At 69.2% G+C, this 17,525-nt stretch carries 21 protein-coding genes, 1 tRNA gene and 1 pseudogene; 10 read left to right on the forward strand and 13 right to left on the reverse strand.

Features of this window, described 5'->3' with window-relative positions; genetic code table 11:
* Positions 1-2: 2 nt before the first annotated feature.
* From ACIBBH_RS12025 to pknB, 3 genes are all read left to right on the forward strand, one after another.
* Positions 3-1,442, forward strand: a complete 1,440-nt coding sequence (locus ACIBBH_RS12025) for an FtsW/RodA/SpoVE family cell cycle protein (protein ID WP_399404129.1) — start codon at positions 3-5, stop codon at positions 1,440-1,442.
* Positions 1,439-2,917: a peptidoglycan D,D-transpeptidase FtsI family protein gene (locus tag ACIBBH_RS12030; RefSeq protein ID WP_399404130.1), complete on the forward strand. Its 1,479-nt coding sequence runs from the start codon at positions 1,439-1,441 to the stop codon at positions 2,915-2,917. Before ACIBBH_RS12025 ends, ACIBBH_RS12030 begins: the two co-directional genes overlap by 4 nt.
* 171 nt (positions 2,918-3,088) lie before the next feature.
* Entirely contained in the window at positions 3,089-5,074 is a 1,986-nt protein-coding gene (gene pknB / locus ACIBBH_RS12035; protein ID WP_399404131.1) for a Stk1 family PASTA domain-containing Ser/Thr kinase, read from the forward strand.
* An 87-nt stretch (positions 5,075-5,161) separates the two neighbouring features.
* Here the strand turns inward: pknB and ACIBBH_RS12040 are convergent, their stop codons facing one another.
* From ACIBBH_RS12040 to ACIBBH_RS12065, 6 genes are read right to left on the reverse strand one after another with little or no spacing between them, the layout of a single operon-like run.
* Positions 5,162-5,911, reverse strand: coding sequence for a class E sortase (locus ACIBBH_RS12040; protein ID WP_399404132.1), 750 nt, complete (start codon positions 5,909-5,911; stop codon positions 5,162-5,164).
* 13 nt (positions 5,912-5,924) lie between these two features.
* Positions 5,925-6,980 carry a class E sortase gene (locus ACIBBH_RS12045; protein WP_399404133.1) on the reverse strand — a complete coding sequence of 352 codons (1,056 nt, stop codon included), beginning with the start codon at positions 6,978-6,980 and terminating at the stop codon, positions 5,925-5,927.
* Positions 6,977-7,615, reverse strand: coding sequence for an aminodeoxychorismate/anthranilate synthase component II (locus ACIBBH_RS12050; protein ID WP_399404134.1), 639 nt, complete (start codon positions 7,613-7,615; stop codon positions 6,977-6,979). Before ACIBBH_RS12050 ends, ACIBBH_RS12045 begins: the two co-directional genes overlap by 4 nt.
* Complete coding sequence (locus ACIBBH_RS12055) at positions 7,612-7,773, reverse strand: hypothetical protein (protein WP_399404135.1); 162 nt, start codon at positions 7,771-7,773, stop codon at positions 7,612-7,614. Before ACIBBH_RS12055 ends, ACIBBH_RS12050 begins: the two co-directional genes overlap by 4 nt.
* 53 nt (positions 7,774-7,826) lie before the next feature.
* Complete coding sequence (locus ACIBBH_RS12060) at positions 7,827-8,507, reverse strand: class E sortase (RefSeq protein WP_399404136.1); 681 nt, start codon at positions 8,505-8,507, stop codon at positions 7,827-7,829.
* Between the two features lie 30 nt (positions 8,508-8,537).
* Positions 8,538-9,326, reverse strand: coding sequence for a DUF881 domain-containing protein (locus tag ACIBBH_RS12065; protein ID WP_399404137.1), 789 nt, complete (start codon positions 9,324-9,326; stop codon positions 8,538-8,540).
* A gap of 153 nt (positions 9,327-9,479) precedes the next feature.
* Between ACIBBH_RS12065 and crgA the strand changes: the two genes are divergently transcribed.
* Positions 9,480-9,734: a cell division protein CrgA gene (crgA, locus tag ACIBBH_RS12070; RefSeq protein WP_399404138.1), complete on the forward strand. Its 255-nt coding sequence runs from the start codon at positions 9,480-9,482 to the stop codon at positions 9,732-9,734.
* 260 nt (positions 9,735-9,994) lie between these two features.
* On the opposite strand, the gene ACIBBH_RS12075 is transcribed toward crgA, so the two are convergent.
* Both ACIBBH_RS12075 and ACIBBH_RS12080 read right to left on the reverse strand, forming a co-directional pair.
* Positions 9,995-10,885, reverse strand: coding sequence for a rhomboid family intramembrane serine protease (locus tag ACIBBH_RS12075; RefSeq protein ID WP_399404139.1), 891 nt, complete (start codon positions 10,883-10,885; stop codon positions 9,995-9,997).
* 126 nt (positions 10,886-11,011) lie between these two features.
* Complete coding sequence (locus tag ACIBBH_RS12080) at positions 11,012-11,545, reverse strand: peptidylprolyl isomerase (protein WP_399404140.1); 534 nt, start codon at positions 11,543-11,545, stop codon at positions 11,012-11,014.
* Positions 11,546-11,860: 315 nt separating this feature from the next.
* On the opposite strand from ACIBBH_RS12080, the gene ACIBBH_RS12085 reads away from it, so the two are divergent.
* The 3 genes and pseudogenes from ACIBBH_RS12085 to ACIBBH_RS12095 form a co-directional block, all read left to right on the forward strand.
* Positions 11,861-12,574, forward strand: coding sequence for a DUF5324 family protein (locus ACIBBH_RS12085; RefSeq protein WP_399404141.1), 714 nt, complete (start codon positions 11,861-11,863; stop codon positions 12,572-12,574).
* A gap of 358 nt (positions 12,575-12,932) precedes the next feature.
* Positions 12,933-13,307 (forward strand): hypothetical protein, encoded by a 375-nt coding sequence (locus ACIBBH_RS12090; protein WP_399404142.1) that lies wholly within the window; start codon positions 12,933-12,935, stop codon positions 13,305-13,307.
* A pseudogene (locus ACIBBH_RS12095) lies at positions 13,304-13,708 on the forward strand (DUF6545 domain-containing protein); the annotation flags it as partial. The gene ACIBBH_RS12090 and the pseudogene ACIBBH_RS12095, both read left to right, overlap by 4 nt.
* A 91-nt stretch (positions 13,709-13,799) precedes the next feature.
* Here ACIBBH_RS12095 and ACIBBH_RS12100 read toward each other — a convergent pair.
* Genes ACIBBH_RS12100 through ACIBBH_RS12110 form a run of 3 tightly spaced genes read right to left on the reverse strand, consistent with a single transcriptional unit; the run spans position 13,800 to position 15,156 of the window.
* A complete protein-coding gene (locus ACIBBH_RS12100; RefSeq protein ID WP_399404392.1) occupies positions 13,800-14,468 on the reverse strand; it encodes a hypothetical protein in 669 nt (222 codons plus the stop codon).
* A complete protein-coding gene (locus ACIBBH_RS12105) occupies positions 14,465-14,713 on the reverse strand; it encodes an alcohol dehydrogenase catalytic domain-containing protein (protein ID WP_399404143.1) in 249 nt (82 codons plus the stop codon). The genes ACIBBH_RS12100 and ACIBBH_RS12105 overlap by 4 nt, the downstream gene beginning before the upstream one ends.
* Positions 14,710-15,156 (reverse strand): hypothetical protein, encoded by a 447-nt coding sequence (locus tag ACIBBH_RS12110; RefSeq protein ID WP_399404144.1) that lies wholly within the window; start codon positions 15,154-15,156, stop codon positions 14,710-14,712. The genes ACIBBH_RS12105 and ACIBBH_RS12110 overlap by 4 nt, the downstream gene beginning before the upstream one ends.
* Before the next feature lie 230 nt (positions 15,157-15,386).
* Here ACIBBH_RS12110 and ACIBBH_RS12115 point away from each other — a divergent pair, with 230 nt between their 5' ends.
* Both ACIBBH_RS12115 and ACIBBH_RS12120 read left to right on the forward strand, forming a co-directional pair.
* Positions 15,387-15,647, forward strand: coding sequence for a hypothetical protein (locus ACIBBH_RS12115; protein ID WP_399404145.1), 261 nt, complete (start codon positions 15,387-15,389; stop codon positions 15,645-15,647).
* On the forward strand, positions 15,647-16,012 hold the full coding sequence (locus ACIBBH_RS12120) for a hypothetical protein (protein ID WP_399404146.1): 366 nt from the start codon (positions 15,647-15,649) through the stop codon (positions 16,010-16,012). The genes ACIBBH_RS12115 and ACIBBH_RS12120 overlap by 1 nt, the downstream gene beginning before the upstream one ends.
* 63 nt (positions 16,013-16,075) lie before the next feature.
* Here the strand turns inward: ACIBBH_RS12120 and ACIBBH_RS12125 are convergent, their stop codons facing one another.
* Both ACIBBH_RS12125 and ACIBBH_RS12130 read right to left on the reverse strand, forming a co-directional pair.
* A complete protein-coding gene (locus ACIBBH_RS12125) occupies positions 16,076-16,270 on the reverse strand; it encodes a hypothetical protein (RefSeq protein ID WP_399404147.1) in 195 nt (64 codons plus the stop codon).
* A gap of 446 nt (positions 16,271-16,716) precedes the next feature.
* A tRNA-Ala gene (locus ACIBBH_RS12130) sits at positions 16,717-16,789 on the reverse strand.
* Positions 16,790-16,969: 180 nt separating this feature from the next.
* Between ACIBBH_RS12130 and ACIBBH_RS12135 the strand changes: the two genes are divergently transcribed.
* On the forward strand, positions 16,970-17,518 hold the full coding sequence (locus ACIBBH_RS12135) for a helix-turn-helix domain-containing protein (RefSeq protein ID WP_399404148.1): 549 nt from the start codon (positions 16,970-16,972) through the stop codon (positions 17,516-17,518).
* Positions 17,519-17,525 lie beyond the last annotated feature (7 nt).

Consider the following 17,525-nt stretch of genomic DNA (forward strand, 5'->3'; position numbering starts at 1 on the left):
CGATGAGCAGTACTACCAACCCGTCGACGCACCACACGTCCACCATCGGCTCGATCGGCGCACCGAGCCGGCGCAACACCGAGCTCGCGCTCCTGGCGTTCGCCGTCGCCATCCCGGTGTTCGCCTACGCCAACGTGGGCCTGGCCATCAACGACCAGGTACCCGCCGGCCTGCTGAGCTACGGCCTGGGCCTCGGCCTCCTGGCCGGCGTCGCCCACATCGTCGTACGCAAGTTCGCCCCGTACGCGGACCCGCTGCTGCTACCGCTGGCCACGCTGCTGAACGGGCTCGGCCTGGTGATCATCTGGCGCCTCGACCAGTCCAAACTGCTGCAGTCGCTCGGCGTGGCCGGCGGCAAGGCGACCAACCAGCTGATCTACACGGCGCTGGGCATCGCGCTCTTCGTGGCCGCGCTGATCTTCCTCAAGGACCACCGCACCCTGCAGCGCTACACCTACATCTCCATGGTCGGCGCGCTGTTCCTGCTGCTGCTCCCGCTGGTTCCCGGCCTCGGCGCCAACGTCTACGGCGCCAAAATCTGGATCCAGATCGGCAGCTTCACCATCCAGCCCGGTGAGTTCGCCAAGATCGTGCTGGCGGTCTTCTTCGCCGGCTACCTGATGGTGAAGCGGGACGCGCTGGCGCTGGCCAGCCGCCGCTTCATGGGCCTGTACCTGCCGCGTGGCCGTGACCTCGGCCCGATCGTCGTCGTCTGGGCGATCTCGATCCTCATCCTGGTCTTCGAGACCGACCTCGGTACGTCACTGCTGTTCTTCGGAATGTTCGTCATCATGCTGTACGTCGCCACCGAGCGGACCAGCTGGATCGTCTTCGGTCTGCTGATGTCCGCGGCCGGTGCCGTCGGCGTGGCGAGCTTCGAACCGCACATCCAGACCCGTGTCCAGGCCTGGCTCGACCCGATGCGCGAGTACAACCTGAGCCGCTCGGGCGCCAGCGGCATCCACTCCGAGCAGGCCATGCAGGCGCTGTGGGCGTTCGGCTCCGGCGGCACCCTCGGCAGCGGCCTCGGCCAGGGCCACTCCGAGCTCATCCGGTTCGCCGCCAACTCCGACTTCATCCTCGCCACCTTCGGCGAGGAGCTGGGCCTGGCCGGCGTCATGGCGATCCTGCTGATCTACGGCCTGATCGTGGAGCGCGGCGTGCGCACCGCCCTCGCCGCCCGCGACCCCTTCGGCAAGCTGCTCGCCATCGGACTCTCCGGCGCCTTCGCCCTCCAGGTCTTCGTCGTCGCCGGCGGTGTGATGGGCCTGATCCCGCTGACCGGTATGACGATGCCGTTCCTGGCGTACGGCGGTTCCTCCGTCATCGCCAACTGGGCGCTCATCGGCGTACTGATCCGCATCAGCGACACCGCACGCCGCCCGGCCCCGGCCCCCGCATCCAACCCCGACGCCGAGATGACCCAGGTGGTCCGCCCGTGAACAAGCCCCTGCGCCGGATCGCGATCTTCTGCGGCCTCCTCGTCCTCGCCCTGCTCATCCGTGACAACTGGCTGCAGTACGTCAAGGCCGACAGCCTCAAGGACGACCCCGCCAACCGCCGCGTCACCATCGCCCGCTACTCCACCCCGCGCGGCGACATCGTCGTCGACGGCGACCCGATCACCGGGTCCGTCGAGACGAAGAACGGCGACCTGAAGTACAAGCGCACCTACAAGAACGGCCCCATGTGGGCCCCGGTCACCGGCTACGCCTCACAGGCCTTCGGCGCCAACCAGCTGGAGTCCCTGGAGGACGGCATCCTCACCGGCAACGACGACCGGCTCTTCTTCCGCAAGACCCTCGACATGATCACGGGCAAGCAGCAGCAGGGCGGCAACGTCGTCACCACCCTCAGCGCCGCCGCGCAGAAGGCCGCGTACAGCGGCCTGCAGCAGCAGGGCGGCAAGGGGGCCGTGGTCGCTCTCGAGCCGTCCACCGGCAAGATCCTGGCGCTGGCCTCCTACCCGTCGTACGACCCGTCGACCTTCGCCGGCAACTCCACGACCACCGATGCCAAGGCCTGGAAGAAGCTGCAGAAGAAGTACAACCCCAACGACCCGATGCTGAACCGGGCGCTGCGCGAGACCTACCCGCCCGGTTCCACCTTCAAGGTGGTCACCGCGGCGGCCGCGCTGGAGAACGGGCTGTACACCTCGGCCGACGAGAAGACCGACTCGCCGCTGCCGTACATCATGAAGGGCACCACCACCGAGCTGAAGAACGAGGGCAGCATCCCCTGCAAGAACGCGACGATGCGGGTCGCGTTGCGGTACTCCTGCAACACCGTCTTCGGCAAGATCGGCGCCGACCTCGGCAACGACAAGATGCTGGCCGAGGCCAAGAAGTTCGGCTTCGACTCCGAGCAGTTCACGCCCGTCCGCTCCAGCGCCTCGGTGTTCTCCGACGACATGAACTCGTCGCAGACCGCGCTGTCCTCGATCGGCCAGTACAACACCGCCGCGACCCCGCTGCAGATGGCCATGGTGGCCTCCGCCGTCGCCAACGGCGGCAAGCTGATGAAGCCGTACATGGTCGACGTGCTCCAGTCCTCCGGCCTCGACCCGGTCGCGAAGACCAGCCCGGAGGAGCTGAGCCGCCCGCTGTCCGCGGAGAACGCCCAGATCCTGCAGTCGATGATGGAGACGGTCGTCAAGGAGGGCACGGGTACGAAGGCGCGGATCAACGGCGTGACCGTGGGCGGCAAGACCGGTACCGCCCAGCACGGCGTCGAGAACAGCGAGAACCCGTACGCGTGGTTCATCTCCTACGCCAGGCTCCCCGACGGCAGCTCGCCGGTCGCCGTGGCCGTGGTGATCGAGGACGACAACGCGGTCCGCGACGACATCTCCGGCGGCGGCCTCGCGGCGCCGATCGCCAAGAGCGTGATGGAGGCGGTCATCAACTCCAAGAAGTGACTCCGCTCACGTCCCCTTCACATCGGTGCACGTTGCGATACCGGTCCTGTATCGGGTGACGGGCTTGGCCAGGTCACACAAAGCGAGCCGGGTACGGTAGGCCCGGACGGCAGCCTCCGGCCGTACACACACGTGACGGCCGGGACCGACGGAGAGGGCTGGTAGGGAACTATGGAAGAGCCGCGTCGCCTCGGCGGCCGGTACGAGCTGGGCCAGGTGCTCGGCCGTGGTGGCATGGCCGAGGTCTACCTCGCTCATGACACCCGCCTGGGCCGCACCGTGGCGGTGAAGACGCTGCGCGCGGATCTCGCGCGCGACCCGTCCTTCCAGGCCCGGTTCCGCCGGGAGGCCCAGTCGGCCGCCTCGCTCAACCATCCCGCGATCGTCGCGGTCTACGACACGGGCGAGGACTACATCGACGGGGTCTCGATCCCGTACATCGTGATGGAGTACGTCGACGGCTCCACGCTCCGTGAGCTTCTTCACAGCGGCCGCAAGCTCCTGCCGGAGCGCGCGATGGAGATGACCATCGGCATCCTCCAGGGCCTGGAGTACGCCCACCGCAACGGCATCGTCCACCGCGACATCAAGCCGGCCAACGTCATGCTGACCCGCAACGGCCAGGTCAAGGTGATGGACTTCGGCATCGCCCGCGCGATGGGCGACGCCGGGATGACCATGACGCAGACCGCGGCGGTCATCGGCACCGCGCAGTACCTGTCGCCGGAGCAGGCGAAGGGCGAGCAGGTCGACGCCCGGTCCGATCTCTATTCGACCGGCTGTCTGCTCTACGAGCTGCTGACGGTACGGCCCCCCTTCGTCGGCGACTCCCCGGTGGCCGTCGCCTACCAGCACGTCCGCGAGGAACCGCAGCCGCCGAGCGTCTTCGACCCCGAGATCACGCCCGAGATGGACGCCATCGTCCTGAAGGCGCTGGTCAAGGACCCCGATTACCGCTACCAGTCCGCCGACGAGATGCGCGCCGACATCGAGGCCTGCCTCGACGGCCAGCCGGTCGCGGCGACGGCGGCGATGGGCTCCGTCGGCTACGGCGGCTACCCCGACGACCAGCCGACCACCGCGCTGCGCTCGGACGCGGGCGCCGGGGCCACGACCATGCTGCCGCCGATGAACCCGGACGACGGCGGCTACGGCTACGACGACCGCCCCGACCGGCGCCGCCAGAAGAAGTCCAACACCTCCACGATCCTTCTCGTGATCGCGGGGATCCTGGTGCTGGTCGGCGCGATTCTGATCGGGAAGTGGGCGTTCAGCGGGAAGAACGCGGCGGACGAGTCCTTCGAGGCGCCGAACTTCGTCAACCACACGCAGTCCGACGCCGAGCGGATGGCCAGGAACGTCGACCTGAAGGTCTCGATCACCAAGAGGGCCTGCGACAAGCCGAAGAAAACGGTCTGCGACCAGAACCCGGACGCGGGCACGGACGTGAAGAAGAACGACACCGTCACGCTGGTCGTGTCGACGGGCCCGTCGAAGGTCACGGTCCCCGACGTCAAGGGCCTCACCTACGACAAGGCGGAGTCCCAGCTCGAGGAAAAGGGCTTCAAGGTCGAGCAGAAGACCGAGGTGTCCGACCAGACGCCGGGGGTCGTCATCGACCAGGACCCGGCCGGCGACACCGAGGTCGCGAAGAACTCGACGATCACCCTCACCGTCGCCAAGGCCGAGGACAAGGCGACCGTGCCCGATGTTCTCGACAAGTCGTGCGACGAGGCCAAGGCCCAGATGACGGCCAACAACCTGGTCGGCACCTGTGCCGAGGTGGAGACCGACGACCCCACCAAGGTCGGCAAGGTCATCTCGACCTCGCCGGAGGCGGGCACCCAGCTGAGCAAGAACTCCGCGGTGACGATCAACATCGGCAAGGCAAAGCAGACTCAGCAGACGCAGGTTCCGAACCTTCAGGGTCAGACCCTGAAGGACGCCAAGAAGCTGCTCCAGCAGGCGGGCCTCCAGGTCGGCAACATCTCCGGATCCCAGGACGACAACTCCATCGTCTTCACGTCGGACCCGAGCGCGGGCACCACGGTGGACCAGGGCACCTCGGTCAACCTGGTCGCGGTCGGCCAGGGCGGCAACAACAACGGCGGCAACAACAACGGCGGCACCAACATCTTCGGTGGCCCCAGCGGCTGACCCGCACCCCGACATGAGTGGGCCCCTGCCGGGACTGTCCGGCAGGGGCCCACTCGTTTCAGTGCGGATGCTTCAGCGTCAGATGATTCAGCGCAGTTCCTTCGGCGGCGTCCGCTCGCTGTCCACCTTGTCCACGCGGACCATTTCGCCCCACACCACGTACCGGTAGCGGGAGGTGTACACCGGCGTGCAGGTCGTCAGGGTGATGTAGTGGCCCGGCTTCTTCCTGCCGGACTCCTCCGGGACCTGGGTGAGGACCTTCACGTTGAACTTCGAGGTCTCCGAAAGGATGGCGTACACCTTGTAGACGTACCACTTGTCCTTCGTCTCGAAGACGATCGGGTCGCCCTTCTTCACCTTGTCGATGTTGTGGAACTTGGCGCCATGGCCGTCGCGGTGCGCGGCGAGGGTGAAGTTGCCCTTCTTGCCGGTGGTCGGGAGCGTGGCCTTGACGGGGTCCGTGTAGTAGCCGGCCACGCCGTCGTTCAGGACCTTCGTCGACGTGCCCTTCTCGACCAGGACCTCGCCGTTCTTCATCGCGGGGACGTGCAGGAAGCCGATGCCGTCCTTGGTGTCCAGCGCGCCGGGGCCGCCGGAGTCGTGGGCCCAGTTGTCGCGGACCTTGTCGGCCTGTTTGTGCGCCGTGCGGTCGGCGATGACGTTCGTCCACCACAGGGAGTAGACGACGAAGAGGCCGAGCACGAGGCCCGCCGTGATGAGGAGTTCACCGAAGACGCTGACCGCCGTGGCGATCCGGCCGGTGCCCCGGCGTCGCGGTGCGGACGCCGAATCGGGCGCGTCCGTGTTCTCTTCGGTGTCGTCGGCGGTCGCTGCCACTGTTCATCTGCCCTTACTCGACGAGCGCATCCGGCTTGCCCTTGCTGCGCGGCCGTTCCTCGACCATCTTGCCCCAGACGATCAGCCGGTACTTGCTGGTGAACTCCGGCGTGCACGTGGTGAGGGTGATGTAGCGGCCCGGCTTGGTGAAGCCCGACCCCTTCGGGACGGGGTCGAGCACGCTGGTGTTCGCGGGGGACGTCACCGGCAGCATGGAGGTCATCTTGTAGACGTAGTACCTGTCCTGCGTCTCCACGACCACCGCGTCACCCTTCTGGAGCCGGTTGATGTACCGGAACGGCTCGCCGTGCGTGTTGCGGTGCGCGGCCAGCCCGAAGTTGCCGGTCTTCGCGTCCGGCATCGCCGTCTTCAGCGTGCCCTCGGCGTAGTGGCCGACCATGCCCTTGTCGAGCACCTTCTTGTTGCTGACGCCCTCCGCGATCGGCGCGACCACGTCCAGCTCGGGGATGTGCAGGATCGCGAAGCCCTGTCCCGGCTCGAAGGTCCCCGGTGCACGCTTGCCGCTCGCCCAGTCCTCCTGCAGGCTGCTCGTCTCCTTGCCGGCCTGCGCGTGCGCCCGGACGTTCGTCCACCACAGCTGGTAGGTGACGAACAGCAGCATCAGCACGCCGGTGGTGATGAACACCTCACCGATCGCCCGGCTCGCCACGACCGCCGGGCTCGGCTTGCGCGCCCGCGCCTGACGCCGGGCCTCGACTCGGGAGAGCGGCGCCCGGGGCTTGGAGGTGTCCGACGGCTTCTGCGCGGTCTCCCGAGCACCGCCATGGCGCCCACCACGCCGCTTGGCGGCCCTTCTGCGGGCCGCACGGCCGCCGGGTGGGGTTCTGGTGCCAGTCGTGACTGAAGAGGCCCCGGAGGCAGCGAGGGGCGGTGGCTCCGGTATCCGCAACGCCACCGTCTCGTCGTCGATGGCGACGGGCGGAACGAGGGCCGGATCGGTGAGCGGGTCGACGGGCTGACCGAGGGGTGGATCGTACGGCGGCATGCCGTAGGACTCGTACGACGCACCGCCGTACGAGTCCTCGCGCTCGGGGCGCAGCGCGGTCACGCCGTGGCCCTGCCCACCACCGGGGCGAGCCCCGCCGACCTCGCCACGGCACCCTGGTCGCCGCACTCCACCAGCCAGTTGGCCAGCATCCGGTGCCCGTGCTCGGTCAGCACCGACTCCGGGTGGAACTGCACGCCCTCCACGGGGAGGTCACGGTGGCGCAGGCCCATGACGATGCCGTCGTGCGTACGGGCGGTCACCTCGAGCTCGGCCGGCACCGTCGCCGGCTCGGCGGCCAGCGAGTGGTAGCGGGTCGCGGTGAAGGGCGAGGGCAGGCCCGTGAAGACGCCCTTGCCCTCGTGCTCCACCAGCGAGGTCTTGCCGTGCAGCAGCTCGGGTGCGCGGTCCACCACACCGCCGTACGCCACCTGCATCGACTGCATGCCCAGGCAGACGCCGAAGACGGGAACACCGGTCGAGGCGCAGTGCCGGACCATGTCCACGCACACGCCCGCCTCCTCCGGCGTACCGGGCCCCGGCGAGAGCAGCACGCCGTCGAAGCCGTCCTGAGCATGCGCCGTCGACACCTGGTCGTTGCGCAGCACCTCGCACTCGGCGCCCAGCTGGTACAGGTACTGGACCAGGTTGAAGACGAAGCTGTCGTAGTTGTCGACGACGAGAATCCGCGCACTCACTGGTTGTCCACCGTCACATCGTTGAAGGGCAGCAGCGGTTCGGCCCAGGGGAAGACGTACTGGAAGAGGACGTAGACCACGGCCAGGACCAGCAGGAGTGAGATCAGCGCCTTCACCCACACGCTTCCCGGCAGATGCCGCCAGATCCAGCCGTACATGCCGTCCCTTCCGTTCCACCCACGGCACCAGACTCACGCCGTACAGCACCAGACTAACGGCGCAGAGCCTTCGGTTCGCCTGCCTCCACAGGCTGTGTGGAGGCCATGTGCGCCCAGACGATCAGCCGGTGACTGTGCCCCCATTCGGGATCGCACGTGGTCAGCGTCAGATACCGGCCCGGACGCGTGTACCCCGACTTACGTGGCACAGGGTCGATCACTTCAACATCGCTCGGAACCGTTTTGTAAGGCCCTTTGTCGATCCGATACGTGAACCAGGTGGTTCCGTCCGTCAGTACCACCGCGTCACCGGGCCGCAGAGTGGGAAAGGCCTGGAAGGGGTCGCCGTAGGTGCGCCGGTGACCGGCGACGGCGAAGTTGCCCTTCTGGCCCAGCCGCGCGGTGCGGGCGTAGTGGGCGAGGCCCTTCTTCAGCACGCCGGTGCCGGTGCCCTCGAGCACGGGTTTGTTCCACGTGAAACCGAGCCGCGGGATGTACATGATCGCGAAGGGCTTGCCGTACTTGTAGGACGCCGGCTCCTCCGGAGCCCGGGACGCGGCGGCCGTGGGGTGCACGGCCCCCTTCGACCACTGCTGGTGCAGCAGGTCGATCTGGTCGTCCATCTCGCTGTCGGCCTTGACGCCGGTCCAGAACAGCACATAGACGACGAACAGCACGATCAGGGTACCGACGGTGATGCAGAGCTCGCTGACGGTCCTGACGATCACGCGCACCGGCGGCTCCTGGAAGGGCACCTACAGGTACTAGTCGACGGGTTTCGCGTAGTGCAGATCCACTGTGCCCGAGTAGCCGGGCAGAGTCACCGTCCCGTCCTCGGTGACTTTCCAGCCGAGGCCGTAGACGTTGACGTAGACCATGTAGGTCTGGATCGCCGGGGAGTCCGCGAGCGCCTTCTGCATCTTCGCCGGGTCGCCGACCGCCGTGATCTTGTACGGCGGTGAGTAGACGCGGCCCTGGAGGATCAGGGTGTTGCCGACGCAGCGCACGGCGCTGGTGGAGATCAGCCGCTGGTCCATGACCTTGATGCCCTTGGCGCCGCCCTGCCAGAGCGCGTTCACCACGGCCTGCAGGTCCTGCTGGTGGATGACCAGGTAGTCGGGCTGCGGCTCGGGGTAGCCGGGGAGCTTGGCGGTGGCGTTGGGCGGGGCGTCGTTCAGGGTGACGCTGATCGCCTTGCCCTTGAGCTTCTGCGTCCCCGCGTTCTTCTCCAGCCCGGACAGCTTCTGGTCCTGGGCCTTGCTGCTGCCGTCGTCGCGCTCGGCCAGTGCCTCGACGTCGTCGCGCAGGGCCGCGTTGGAATCGTCCAGCCCCTTGTTCTTGTGGCTGCGCTCCTGGATGAGGTCGGACAGCTTCAGCAAGGAGGAGTCCGTACGGATGTCGGTGCCCTTGGCCGTGTTGAAGCTGGTGAAGAAGATCAGCCCGGCGAGCGCGAAGACGGCGGCCGTCAAGACCCGCACCGGCCGGAAACGGGGCCCGCGGGCAGGGCTGGAGCCCATTGATCCCGTCCCGGGGGAGTCGGCAGAATTGCTCAACGTACCCTTATCTCCTTCGGCGCCGCGGAAGCACTACGCTAACGGACGCCCGGGGGAGCCCACTGCGCCCCTGTGCACGGCCCCGCGGACGTTGCCCCGGAGCCCGCCCCATTACCTGCGCGGCCACGCAGCGCATCGACAGGAGAGACCCTCGTGCCGAAGTCACGTATCCGCAAGAAGGCCGACTACACGCCGCCGCCGTCGAAGCAGGCCACGGCCATCAAGCTGAACAACCGCGCATGGGTCGCGCCCGTCATGCTGGCGATGTTCCTCATCGGCCTGGCCTGGATCGTCGTCTTCTACGTGACCGACGGTTCGCTGCCGATCGACAAGCTGGACAACTGGAACATCGTGGTCGGCTTCGGCTTCATCGCCGCGGGATTCGGTGTCTCCACACAGTGGAAGTAGCGGCTGCTTCCCGGTGAACGCAGCTCTGCCCAGGGCTATCCGCTGAGTTATCCACAACCGTTGTCCACACGGTGGGGAAAAGAAACGACGATCTGTGGATAACCCGTCGGACGTTGACGCCGGTATGACTGACCTACCGGCTCCCGCAAGTACGTTCGCCCCCTGCTGACCTGGTGAAACACACCTAAGCGGCAGGGGGCGCAGCTGTTGTCGCACAGTGTGCACAAGATCCGGCACTTTCTGTGGACAACGGTTCGGTATCAGCTGAGCTGAGCCGTCCTGACCAGCGTCAGGACCACGACCACGGCCAGCACCAGCGCGCAGCTGCCGTACTGGATCAGCGTGCGCCTCTGGCGCGGGGCGTGGACCATGGCGTAGCCGACGGCGACACCGGCGACGAGGCCGCCGATGTGGGCCTGCCAGGCGATGCCGCTCCACCCGAAGGTGAAGATGAGGTTGATCACCAGCAGGGCGATGATCGGCCGCATGTCGTAGTTGAGCCGGCGCATCAGTACGGCGGTCGCGCCGAAGAGACCGAAGATCGCTCCGGACGCGCCGAGCGAGGGCTGGTTGGGCGCGGCGATCAGATAGGTGAGCGCGCTGCCGGCCAGGCCCGAGGCGAAGTAGAGGGCGAGGTAGCGGGCGCGGCCGAGGGCCGCCTCCAGGGGGCCGCCGATCCACCACAGGCTGAGCATGTTGAACAGAATGTGGACGTAGCCGCCGTGCAGGAACATGGCGGTCAGCAGCCGGTACCACTGCCCCTGGGCGATGCCCTCGACCGAGCCGAGCACCGGCACGTACGCCTGGCCGAGGAGTTCGAACCGGTCGGTGAGACGGTCACCGAGGGACAGCTGCGCCACGAACCCGGCCAGGTTCAGGCCGATCAGCAGCTTGGTGAGCAGCCGCGGATCCGCGGTGACCGTGCCCCCCGCGACCGTACGCGGCCGGGACGCGGCCGGAGCCTGGCCCGTGCCGGAGCCGCCGCGCACGCACTCGGGGCACTGGAAGCCCACCGAGGCGCTGACCATGCACTCGGGGCAGATGGGGCGTTCACAGCGGGTACAGCGGACGCCGGTCTCGCGGTCCGGGTGCCGGTAGCACACGGGCACGCTCCGGGCGTCCTGCGCGCTGCCTTCGGCCTCCTGGTCCATGGGTCACCTCGGTCGTCTCGTGGCCACTGCATCACCCCGCTCATCCATACGGACGAGCGGGGCGATTGGTTCCCTCCGGGAGATACCGGGAAGCTGCCGGGGGAGGCTGCCCGGCGGTTTCCGGCCTCAGCCCTTGCGGTGCTCGACGACGACCGACTCGATGACGACGTCGTCGACCGGCCGGTCGTTGGGCTTGGTGGTGGGGACGGCGGCGATGGCGTCCACGACCTTCTGGCTGGCCGGGTCGGTGACCTCGCCGAAGATGGTGTGCTTGCGGTTCAGCCAGGTCGTCGGGGAGACGGTGATGAAGAACTGCGAGCCGTTGGTGCCGGGGCCGGCGTTGGCCATGGCGAGCAGGTAGGGCTTGTTGAAGGACAGGTCGGGGTGGAACTCGTCCTCGAACTCGTACCCCGGGCCGCCGATGCCGCTGCCGAGCGGGTCGCCTCCCTGGATCATGAAGCCGCTGATCACCCGGTGGAAGACCGTGCCGTCGTAGAGCTTGTCCTTGCTCGTCACGCCGGTGGCCGGGTGCCGCCACTCGCGCTCGCCCTGGGCGAGCTCGACGAAGTTCTTGACCGTCTTGGGCGCGTGGTTCGGAAAGAGCCGGACCTCGATGTCGCCGTGGTTGGTCTTCAGGGTGGCGTAGAGCTGCTCGGCCACGATCTGCCTTCCGTTGTCTTCCTGTGACCCCCTGATCCTCGCACGCTCCGGGCCGGCCGTCGCCCGACGCAGTCGAGTGGGTGCGAATCGTCCCGGGACGGGCGCGCGCGGTGACGATCCATGGCATTGTCGGCATTGCCGACGACAAGCTCGTGTTGCCCCGTATTCACCCGCTATTGATGTGGGCCGGCGGGGCTGAGCGGGCCGGCCGGCACCCGTATGCCCGTCCTCGCATGCCCCATGTCCCGTTGGCAGGCATGATCCGTAAAAGGGTGGAAAGTCGAAATACCGTACGCCACCGAGGAGGAGGAACCCGTGACCCGCATCGACAGCGTGCGCGCCGCGACCGGCTCGGCGAAGGACAGCGTGCTGCACGCCGCGGAAGTGGTGGCGCCCTACGCCGACACGGCCAAGGAGCGTGCCGCGCACTACGCGCAGGAGGCACGCGTACGGCTCGCGCCCAAGGTGTCGCTGGCCGCCGACCAGGCCCGCGTCCAGTACGACGCCCATCTGGCACCCCGGCTGGAACAGGCCCGGGCCCAGGCGCTGGCCCATGTGCCGCCGAAGGTCGACCAGGCCGCCCACGAAGCCGCCGTCCGTACCCGCAAGGCCGCCCGGCAGGCCGCCGAATACTCGCGGCCCAGGCTGGAGCAGGCCGTGGCCGCCGCCGGGCCGGTGCGCGACGAGGCCGCGGCGCGCGGTGCCGCGGCGCTGGCCGCGCTGCGCGGCCAGGTCTCGCCCAAGGAGATCCAGAAACTGGCCCGCAAGCACCAGCGGCGGGCCAGGGCCGGCCGCCTCGCCAAGGCGCTGGCCGTCCTGGGCGCGCTGGCGGGCGGCGCCTTCGCCGCCTGGAAGTGGTGGGACAAGCAGGCCAACCCCGACTGGCTGGTGGAACCGCCCGCCGCGACGGAGGTCCCCGAGTCTGGTCGGCTGAGTTCGGTGGACGGCAGCCCGGACGCTTCCGGCCTCGACCCCGAGGTACAGGCCAAGGAGGCCGAGGAGGCCGCGAACGACGAGGAGCGCCCCTGACCTGCGCTGACCCGAAGACCGCCGCGGGGCGGGAGACCTGGGTGTCTCCCGCCCCGCGGCGGTTTGATTGATCTTGCCGGCGAACTCCCTGACCGTCGCGGGGTACGGCCTGCGCCGGTCCGCGCGAACTGCCGGTCCATCCCCGCCGCCCGTCACGATGCGTTACGGCTTCGTGACGTTCACCACGAAGATCTGCGGTCCGCACCACTTGCTGACGTAAATCGAGTGAGGCCTACAGGCACCAACTCGGGGGACAGCCACGCTCACCAGGCATGTTCGGAACACCTTTCGTGGGTTCCCGGGCTTGCGCCAGGGCCGGCTCCGGGACGCCCGACAGCGGGCTCACAGCCGTCAGCTGATGCGCCGGCTGGAGCTGCCCATGCCGCTCGACCCGGCCGCGCCGTGCGAGCGGCTCGGCGAGTTCCGCGGCACCCCGATCCGGCTGATGGCCTGGGAGCTGCCGGTCGACGGGCCGTTCGGGATGCTGATCTCGCGCCCGCACGAGGACGCCATCGTCTACCAGTCCCGCACCGCCAGAGCCCACCAGGCGCACATCATCCTGCACGAGGTGGGGCACTACTCGGACCGGGACGAGCGGGACGCCGAGGTCATCGCCTCCACGATCATGCGCCAGGCGATCCTGCTGGGCCGCGAGGCCCGGCGCTACGGCATCGACGAGCCGTGGCGGCCGTCGGTATACAACAGCCTGGTCCTGACCGACGGGCTGACGTGAGGGCGTTCCACTGCGTCGCCGTCGTCACGTGCTGGCGGGCACCGTCCGGACGCTGCCCGCGCTCGTCCGCCGACGGTTCCGCGCAGCGGCCCTTCGCCTGGCGGTGGCTGCTGCCGGTCGCGGACTACGCCTCGGCGATGTACCGGCGTTATATCGAGTGCCGGCACGGGCTGACCCGGCTCGGCCCGTATCTCCGGCTCGCCGCCGACGAGTTGCCGGACGGGGAGACGGCCCAGCCCGGGCTGCCGCGCACGGCGGCCCGGATCATCGGCCGCCCCATGCACCTGTACGGCGAACAGCCCCCGGGCGGCACGGCCGAAGACGAACGCGCTGTTCATCCCGGGCCACGGGAGGCATCCGACGACTTCGAGAGCGACCTGCTCGGCCTCATCGAGATCTCCCGTGAGCTGCGGACACAGCGCACCGGCAGAGCTGACCGGGCCCGGGAACGCGCGGAGGGCTACGGCACGCCACCGAACGTGCCGCGGAAGGCTACGGCACCAGGACGAACTTGCCGCGGAAGCCACCGGTCTCCAGCCGACGGTGCGCTTCCTGTGCATCCGCAAAGGGGAGGATGGTCGTCCGCTGCCGCAGGCCGGTGTCACGGGCGGCGCGGTCGGCCATCTCGGCCAGGTCGTCGCGGTTCAGCTCCACTCCGTGGAGGACGAACTCCAGCTCCGGACGCCGGGCCGGGTCGGGTCGGGGGCACTGAACGGGGTGAAGGTGAGAAACGTGCCACCCGGTGACACCGCCTCGATCAGGTCCGGGGCGCCGCCGGCGTCCCCGACGATGTCGTACGCCTTTGCCTCGACGCGCGCCGGGTCGGTCAGCACCGCGCCCTCGCCGGGGCGGCCGGGTGCGCAGCTCCTGCCAGGTCTCGCCGTCGCCGGGGCGGACGAGGAGGTCGGTGCGGGTCGCCGGCTCGTCCAGCAGCCGGAGCGCGAGCCGGCGCCGAGGCTGCCCCTTGGCGCCGACGAGCGGCACCCGCCGGCCGGCCCGGTCGCGGGTGCGGCGCAGCGCCTGTACGGCGGTGACGCCGGCCAGCGGCAGGGCGGCCGCGTCGGTGAGGCTCAGGGCGTCCGGGACGCGGACGACGTACCCGGGGCCGAAGCGGACGTACTCCGCCATACTGCCCACGCCGGTGCCCAGTTGGGCGGTCATCGCCATGACCCGGCCGCCGGCGGTGAAACCGGAGCCTCGGGTGCGTGGGCGACCGTGCCGGCCAGGTCCCAGCCGAGGACCGCCGGGAGTGCGGTGGGGACGAGGCCCGAACGGGTCGCGAGGTCCACGGGGTTGACGGCGGCGGCCGCCACCTGGACGACGAGTCCGTCCTGGTCCGGTTCGGGCAGGTCCAGGAGTCCGAGTACCTCCGGGCCTCCGGGGCGGGTGATCCCCACGCCCTTCATCGGTCGGTGTCCTGTCCCGGCGGCCTTGGGCCGTCCAGCGCGTCCATGATCGACAGCAGCTGCTCGCGCATCTCCGGGGTCATCCCGCCGGCCCGCATCGCGATCGAGCGCACCTGCCGGTCGGCGAGCACGGACGCCCAGGCCGGGCCCTCGGCGGCGTCCGCCCTCTCCTCGTTGACGAGCACGCCCACCGAGACCGGGAGGGTCATCGAGCGGGCGCGGAAGTACTGCACGATCGCCCCGAGCACGCTGATCGTGGGGTTGGTCTGCGAGCCGTTGCGCAGCGCGGCCAGATAGCTCCTGGAGATGGTCACGTCGTGCGACGGGTCCTCCGAGATCGCCTGGGCGACCTCGGCCGTGGAGGGCTCCCGGCGGCGGCCCACGGCATCCGTGGTGGCATCGTCCGCGAACCAGGCGTTGAGGCGTTCCGCCAGCGTGGCCATCTGCGACTCCTGGGCTCCGGCGACTCGGGTCGGGTGACTCGCCACGACTTTCGGTGCCACACGGTAAACGTGAGCCATTCCGCCTGTGAATTCACCGAGACGCTTTAAGGAAACACAAATGTCACCTTTGCCCCCAAGACTGCTAATATATCGGCATTAGCGACCGGTGACGGCGGCGCCCGGCTCGGCACCCCCACCACACCGTTGACGGCTTCGACGCCGCCGCGCTGGTGATCAAGGACGTCACGCTGCACGGGGTACTGTCCGGGGTCGGCCACTGGGACCGGCTGGTGAAGTTCGTTGAGTCGGGCGCGGTCGATCTGGACGCGCTGGTCGGCCGGGTCTTCCCGCCGGTCTCCCTGGACGCCGCGTTCACCCGTCTCGCTGCCCGCGACCGGCGCCGGCCCAAGGTGATGGTGCGCGTTGGCACGGACCGGGAGAGCGCGGCCGCCGCAAAGGCACCGGAGACGGCGAGGATGTCGGTCCGCTGATGAACGGCACGACACCCCCGGCGGACCGGCCCGCCCGGATCGTGTGGGTGCGGGGTGTTGTGCGGTGGCGCGTGGCGTGGGGGGCCGGCCACCGTTTCCTTCGTCAGGGCCCGGTGGCCGGCATCGTCCCGGCGGGGAGACCGGGACGGCTTCGGGTGCGGCGCGCGTCAGCGCGGGTGCACGGGCTCGGCGCGCGCGTCGGCGCCCGCGCGGGCGGTGGTCGCCGCGGCCGGGGTGCGGGCGCCGCCGGTGGCGGGGACCGCCCGTCGAGGTCGCGGTGGACGACGGAGCAGACCAGCAGCAGCGGCACGAGCGTGAACGGGGTGAAGGAGAAGGTGAACGGCACCATTTCGGCGACGACGTAGCCGACGAGCAGGGCGCCCCAGGCGACGGCGGGCCGGACGGCCGGCCCTCGGCCGGCAGCCGGGTCAGGAGCATGCCCGCGGTGAACTCGAGCAGGGCAGCGGGAAGTTGTAGCCGAACCCGATTTGGATGGTGGAGATCGGCATGACGTCGGTGTGCGGCGTGCTGGGCAGCACCGGGGTGACGGCCGCGATCAGGAAGGTCCCGGCGACGCAGCCGGCCAGCGCGAGCGCCAGCCGCTGCGGGGGTGTGCGGCGCACCAGCGGCGCGAGCAGCGGGAACAGCGCGCAGACCTCCGGCGAACAGGATCATGGCCGGCGTCCAGGTCACGACGTGGGACGGAACAGCTTGACCACGCGCTTGCGGAAGGAGTGCACATAGCCGCGGCTGTCGGAGTTCCGCCACATCAGCGGGAACCCGCTGAGGAGGAAGAAGAAGGACACGCCGGCCCAGCCGGCCTTCCACCCTCGCCGGCCGCGGCCGGGGGCCCGCGCGCCAGGATCGCGGTGGCGGGATACGCGCCGTGCACGCTCGCGGTGACGACGGTGGCGGGCTCGCCCGCCGTCGCGTGCCAAGCGACCGCCGCCGTGTGAGCCACCACCGGCTCGGCGCGCGGCCGGGCCACCGCCTCCGAAACATGAGCCGTGCTGTTCGCGAAAAACGCCCCTGAAACCACGTTTCCGCGGGTCAGAGGGCATTTACCGAGTGGAGCCTAGGGGAGTCGAACCCCTGACATCTGCCATGCAAAGACAGCGCTCTACCAACTGAGCTAAGGCCCCGGGATACAGACGTCCGCCGGAGGAATCACGCACCGGAGGGCGACGCAGACAAGAGTACCGGGTCACCCCCGGGATCTCGCAAAAAAGTTGGGGTCCCCGTCGGCGACCACGCTCCGTAAGATGCCCCTCGTGGTTCGCTACAGCGAACCCACGTTTTTGGGGAAGCGATGGGGAGACGCAATGGACGCCGCACAGCAGGAAGCCACCGCAAGAGCGCGGGAGCTGCAGCGGAACTGGTACGGGGAGCCGTTGGGGGCGCTCTTCCGTAAGCTCATCGAGGATCTCGGCCTCAACCAGGCTCGTCTCGCGGCGGTCCTGGGGCTGTCCGCGCCGATGCTGTCGCAGCTGATGAGCGGTCAGCGCGCCAAGATCGGCAATCCGGCGGTCGTCCAGCGGGTACAGCTGCTGCAGGACCTGGCGGGGCAGGTCGCGGACGGCAGCGTCAGCGCGGCCGAGGCGACCGAGCGGATGGATGAGATCAAGAAGTCGCAGGGGGGCTCGGTGCTCAGCAACACCACGCAGACGACGAGCACTTCGGGGGCGCCCACGGTCAAGCGGGTGGTCCGCGAGATCCAGTCGCTGCTGCGCTCGGTGGCCGCCGCCGGCGACATCATCGAGGCCGCCGACACCCTCGCCCCGACCCATCCGGAGCTGGCGGAGTTCCTGCGCGTGTACGGCGCCGGCCGCACCTCCGACGCGGTCGCCCACTACCAGTCCCACCAGAGCTGACCCCACG

It is taken from the genome of Streptomyces sp. NPDC051636, from assembly GCF_044453765.1.
In the GTDB taxonomy this organism is placed as follows: domain Bacteria; phylum Actinomycetota; class Actinomycetes; order Streptomycetales; family Streptomycetaceae; genus Streptomyces.

Coding starts and splice junctions, on each gene's coding strand:
- ACIBBH_RS12110 (WP_399404144.1), bottom strand. CDS start 15,156: ATGGCCACGCTGGCGGAACGCCTCAACGCCTGGTTCGCGGACGATGCC.
- ACIBBH_RS12135 (WP_399404148.1), top strand. CDS start 16,970: ATGGACGCCGCACAGCAGGAAGCCACCGCAAGAGCGCGGGAGCTGCAG.
- ACIBBH_RS12105 (WP_399404143.1), bottom strand. CDS start 14,713: ATGAAGGGCGTGGGGATCACCCGCCCCGGAGGCCCGGAGGTACTCGGA.
- ACIBBH_RS12075 (WP_399404139.1), bottom strand. CDS start 10,885: ATGGACCAGGAGGCCGAAGGCAGCGCGCAGGACGCCCGGAGCGTGCCC.
- ACIBBH_RS12090 (WP_399404142.1), top strand. CDS start 12,933: ATGCGCCGGCTGGAGCTGCCCATGCCGCTCGACCCGGCCGCGCCGTGC.
- ACIBBH_RS12120 (WP_399404146.1), top strand. CDS start 15,647: ATGAACGGCACGACACCCCCGGCGGACCGGCCCGCCCGGATCGTGTGG.
- ACIBBH_RS12025 (WP_399404129.1), top strand. CDS start 3: ATGAGCAGTACTACCAACCCGTCGACGCACCACACGTCCACCATCGGC.
- pknB (WP_399404131.1), top strand. CDS start 3,089: ATGGAAGAGCCGCGTCGCCTCGGCGGCCGGTACGAGCTGGGCCAGGTG.
- ACIBBH_RS12055 (WP_399404135.1), bottom strand. CDS start 7,773: ATGTACGGCTGGATCTGGCGGCATCTGCCGGGAAGCGTGTGGGTGAAG.
- ACIBBH_RS12100 (WP_399404392.1), bottom strand. CDS start 14,468: ATGACCGCCCAACTGGGCACCGGCGTGGGCAGTATGGCGGAGTACGTC.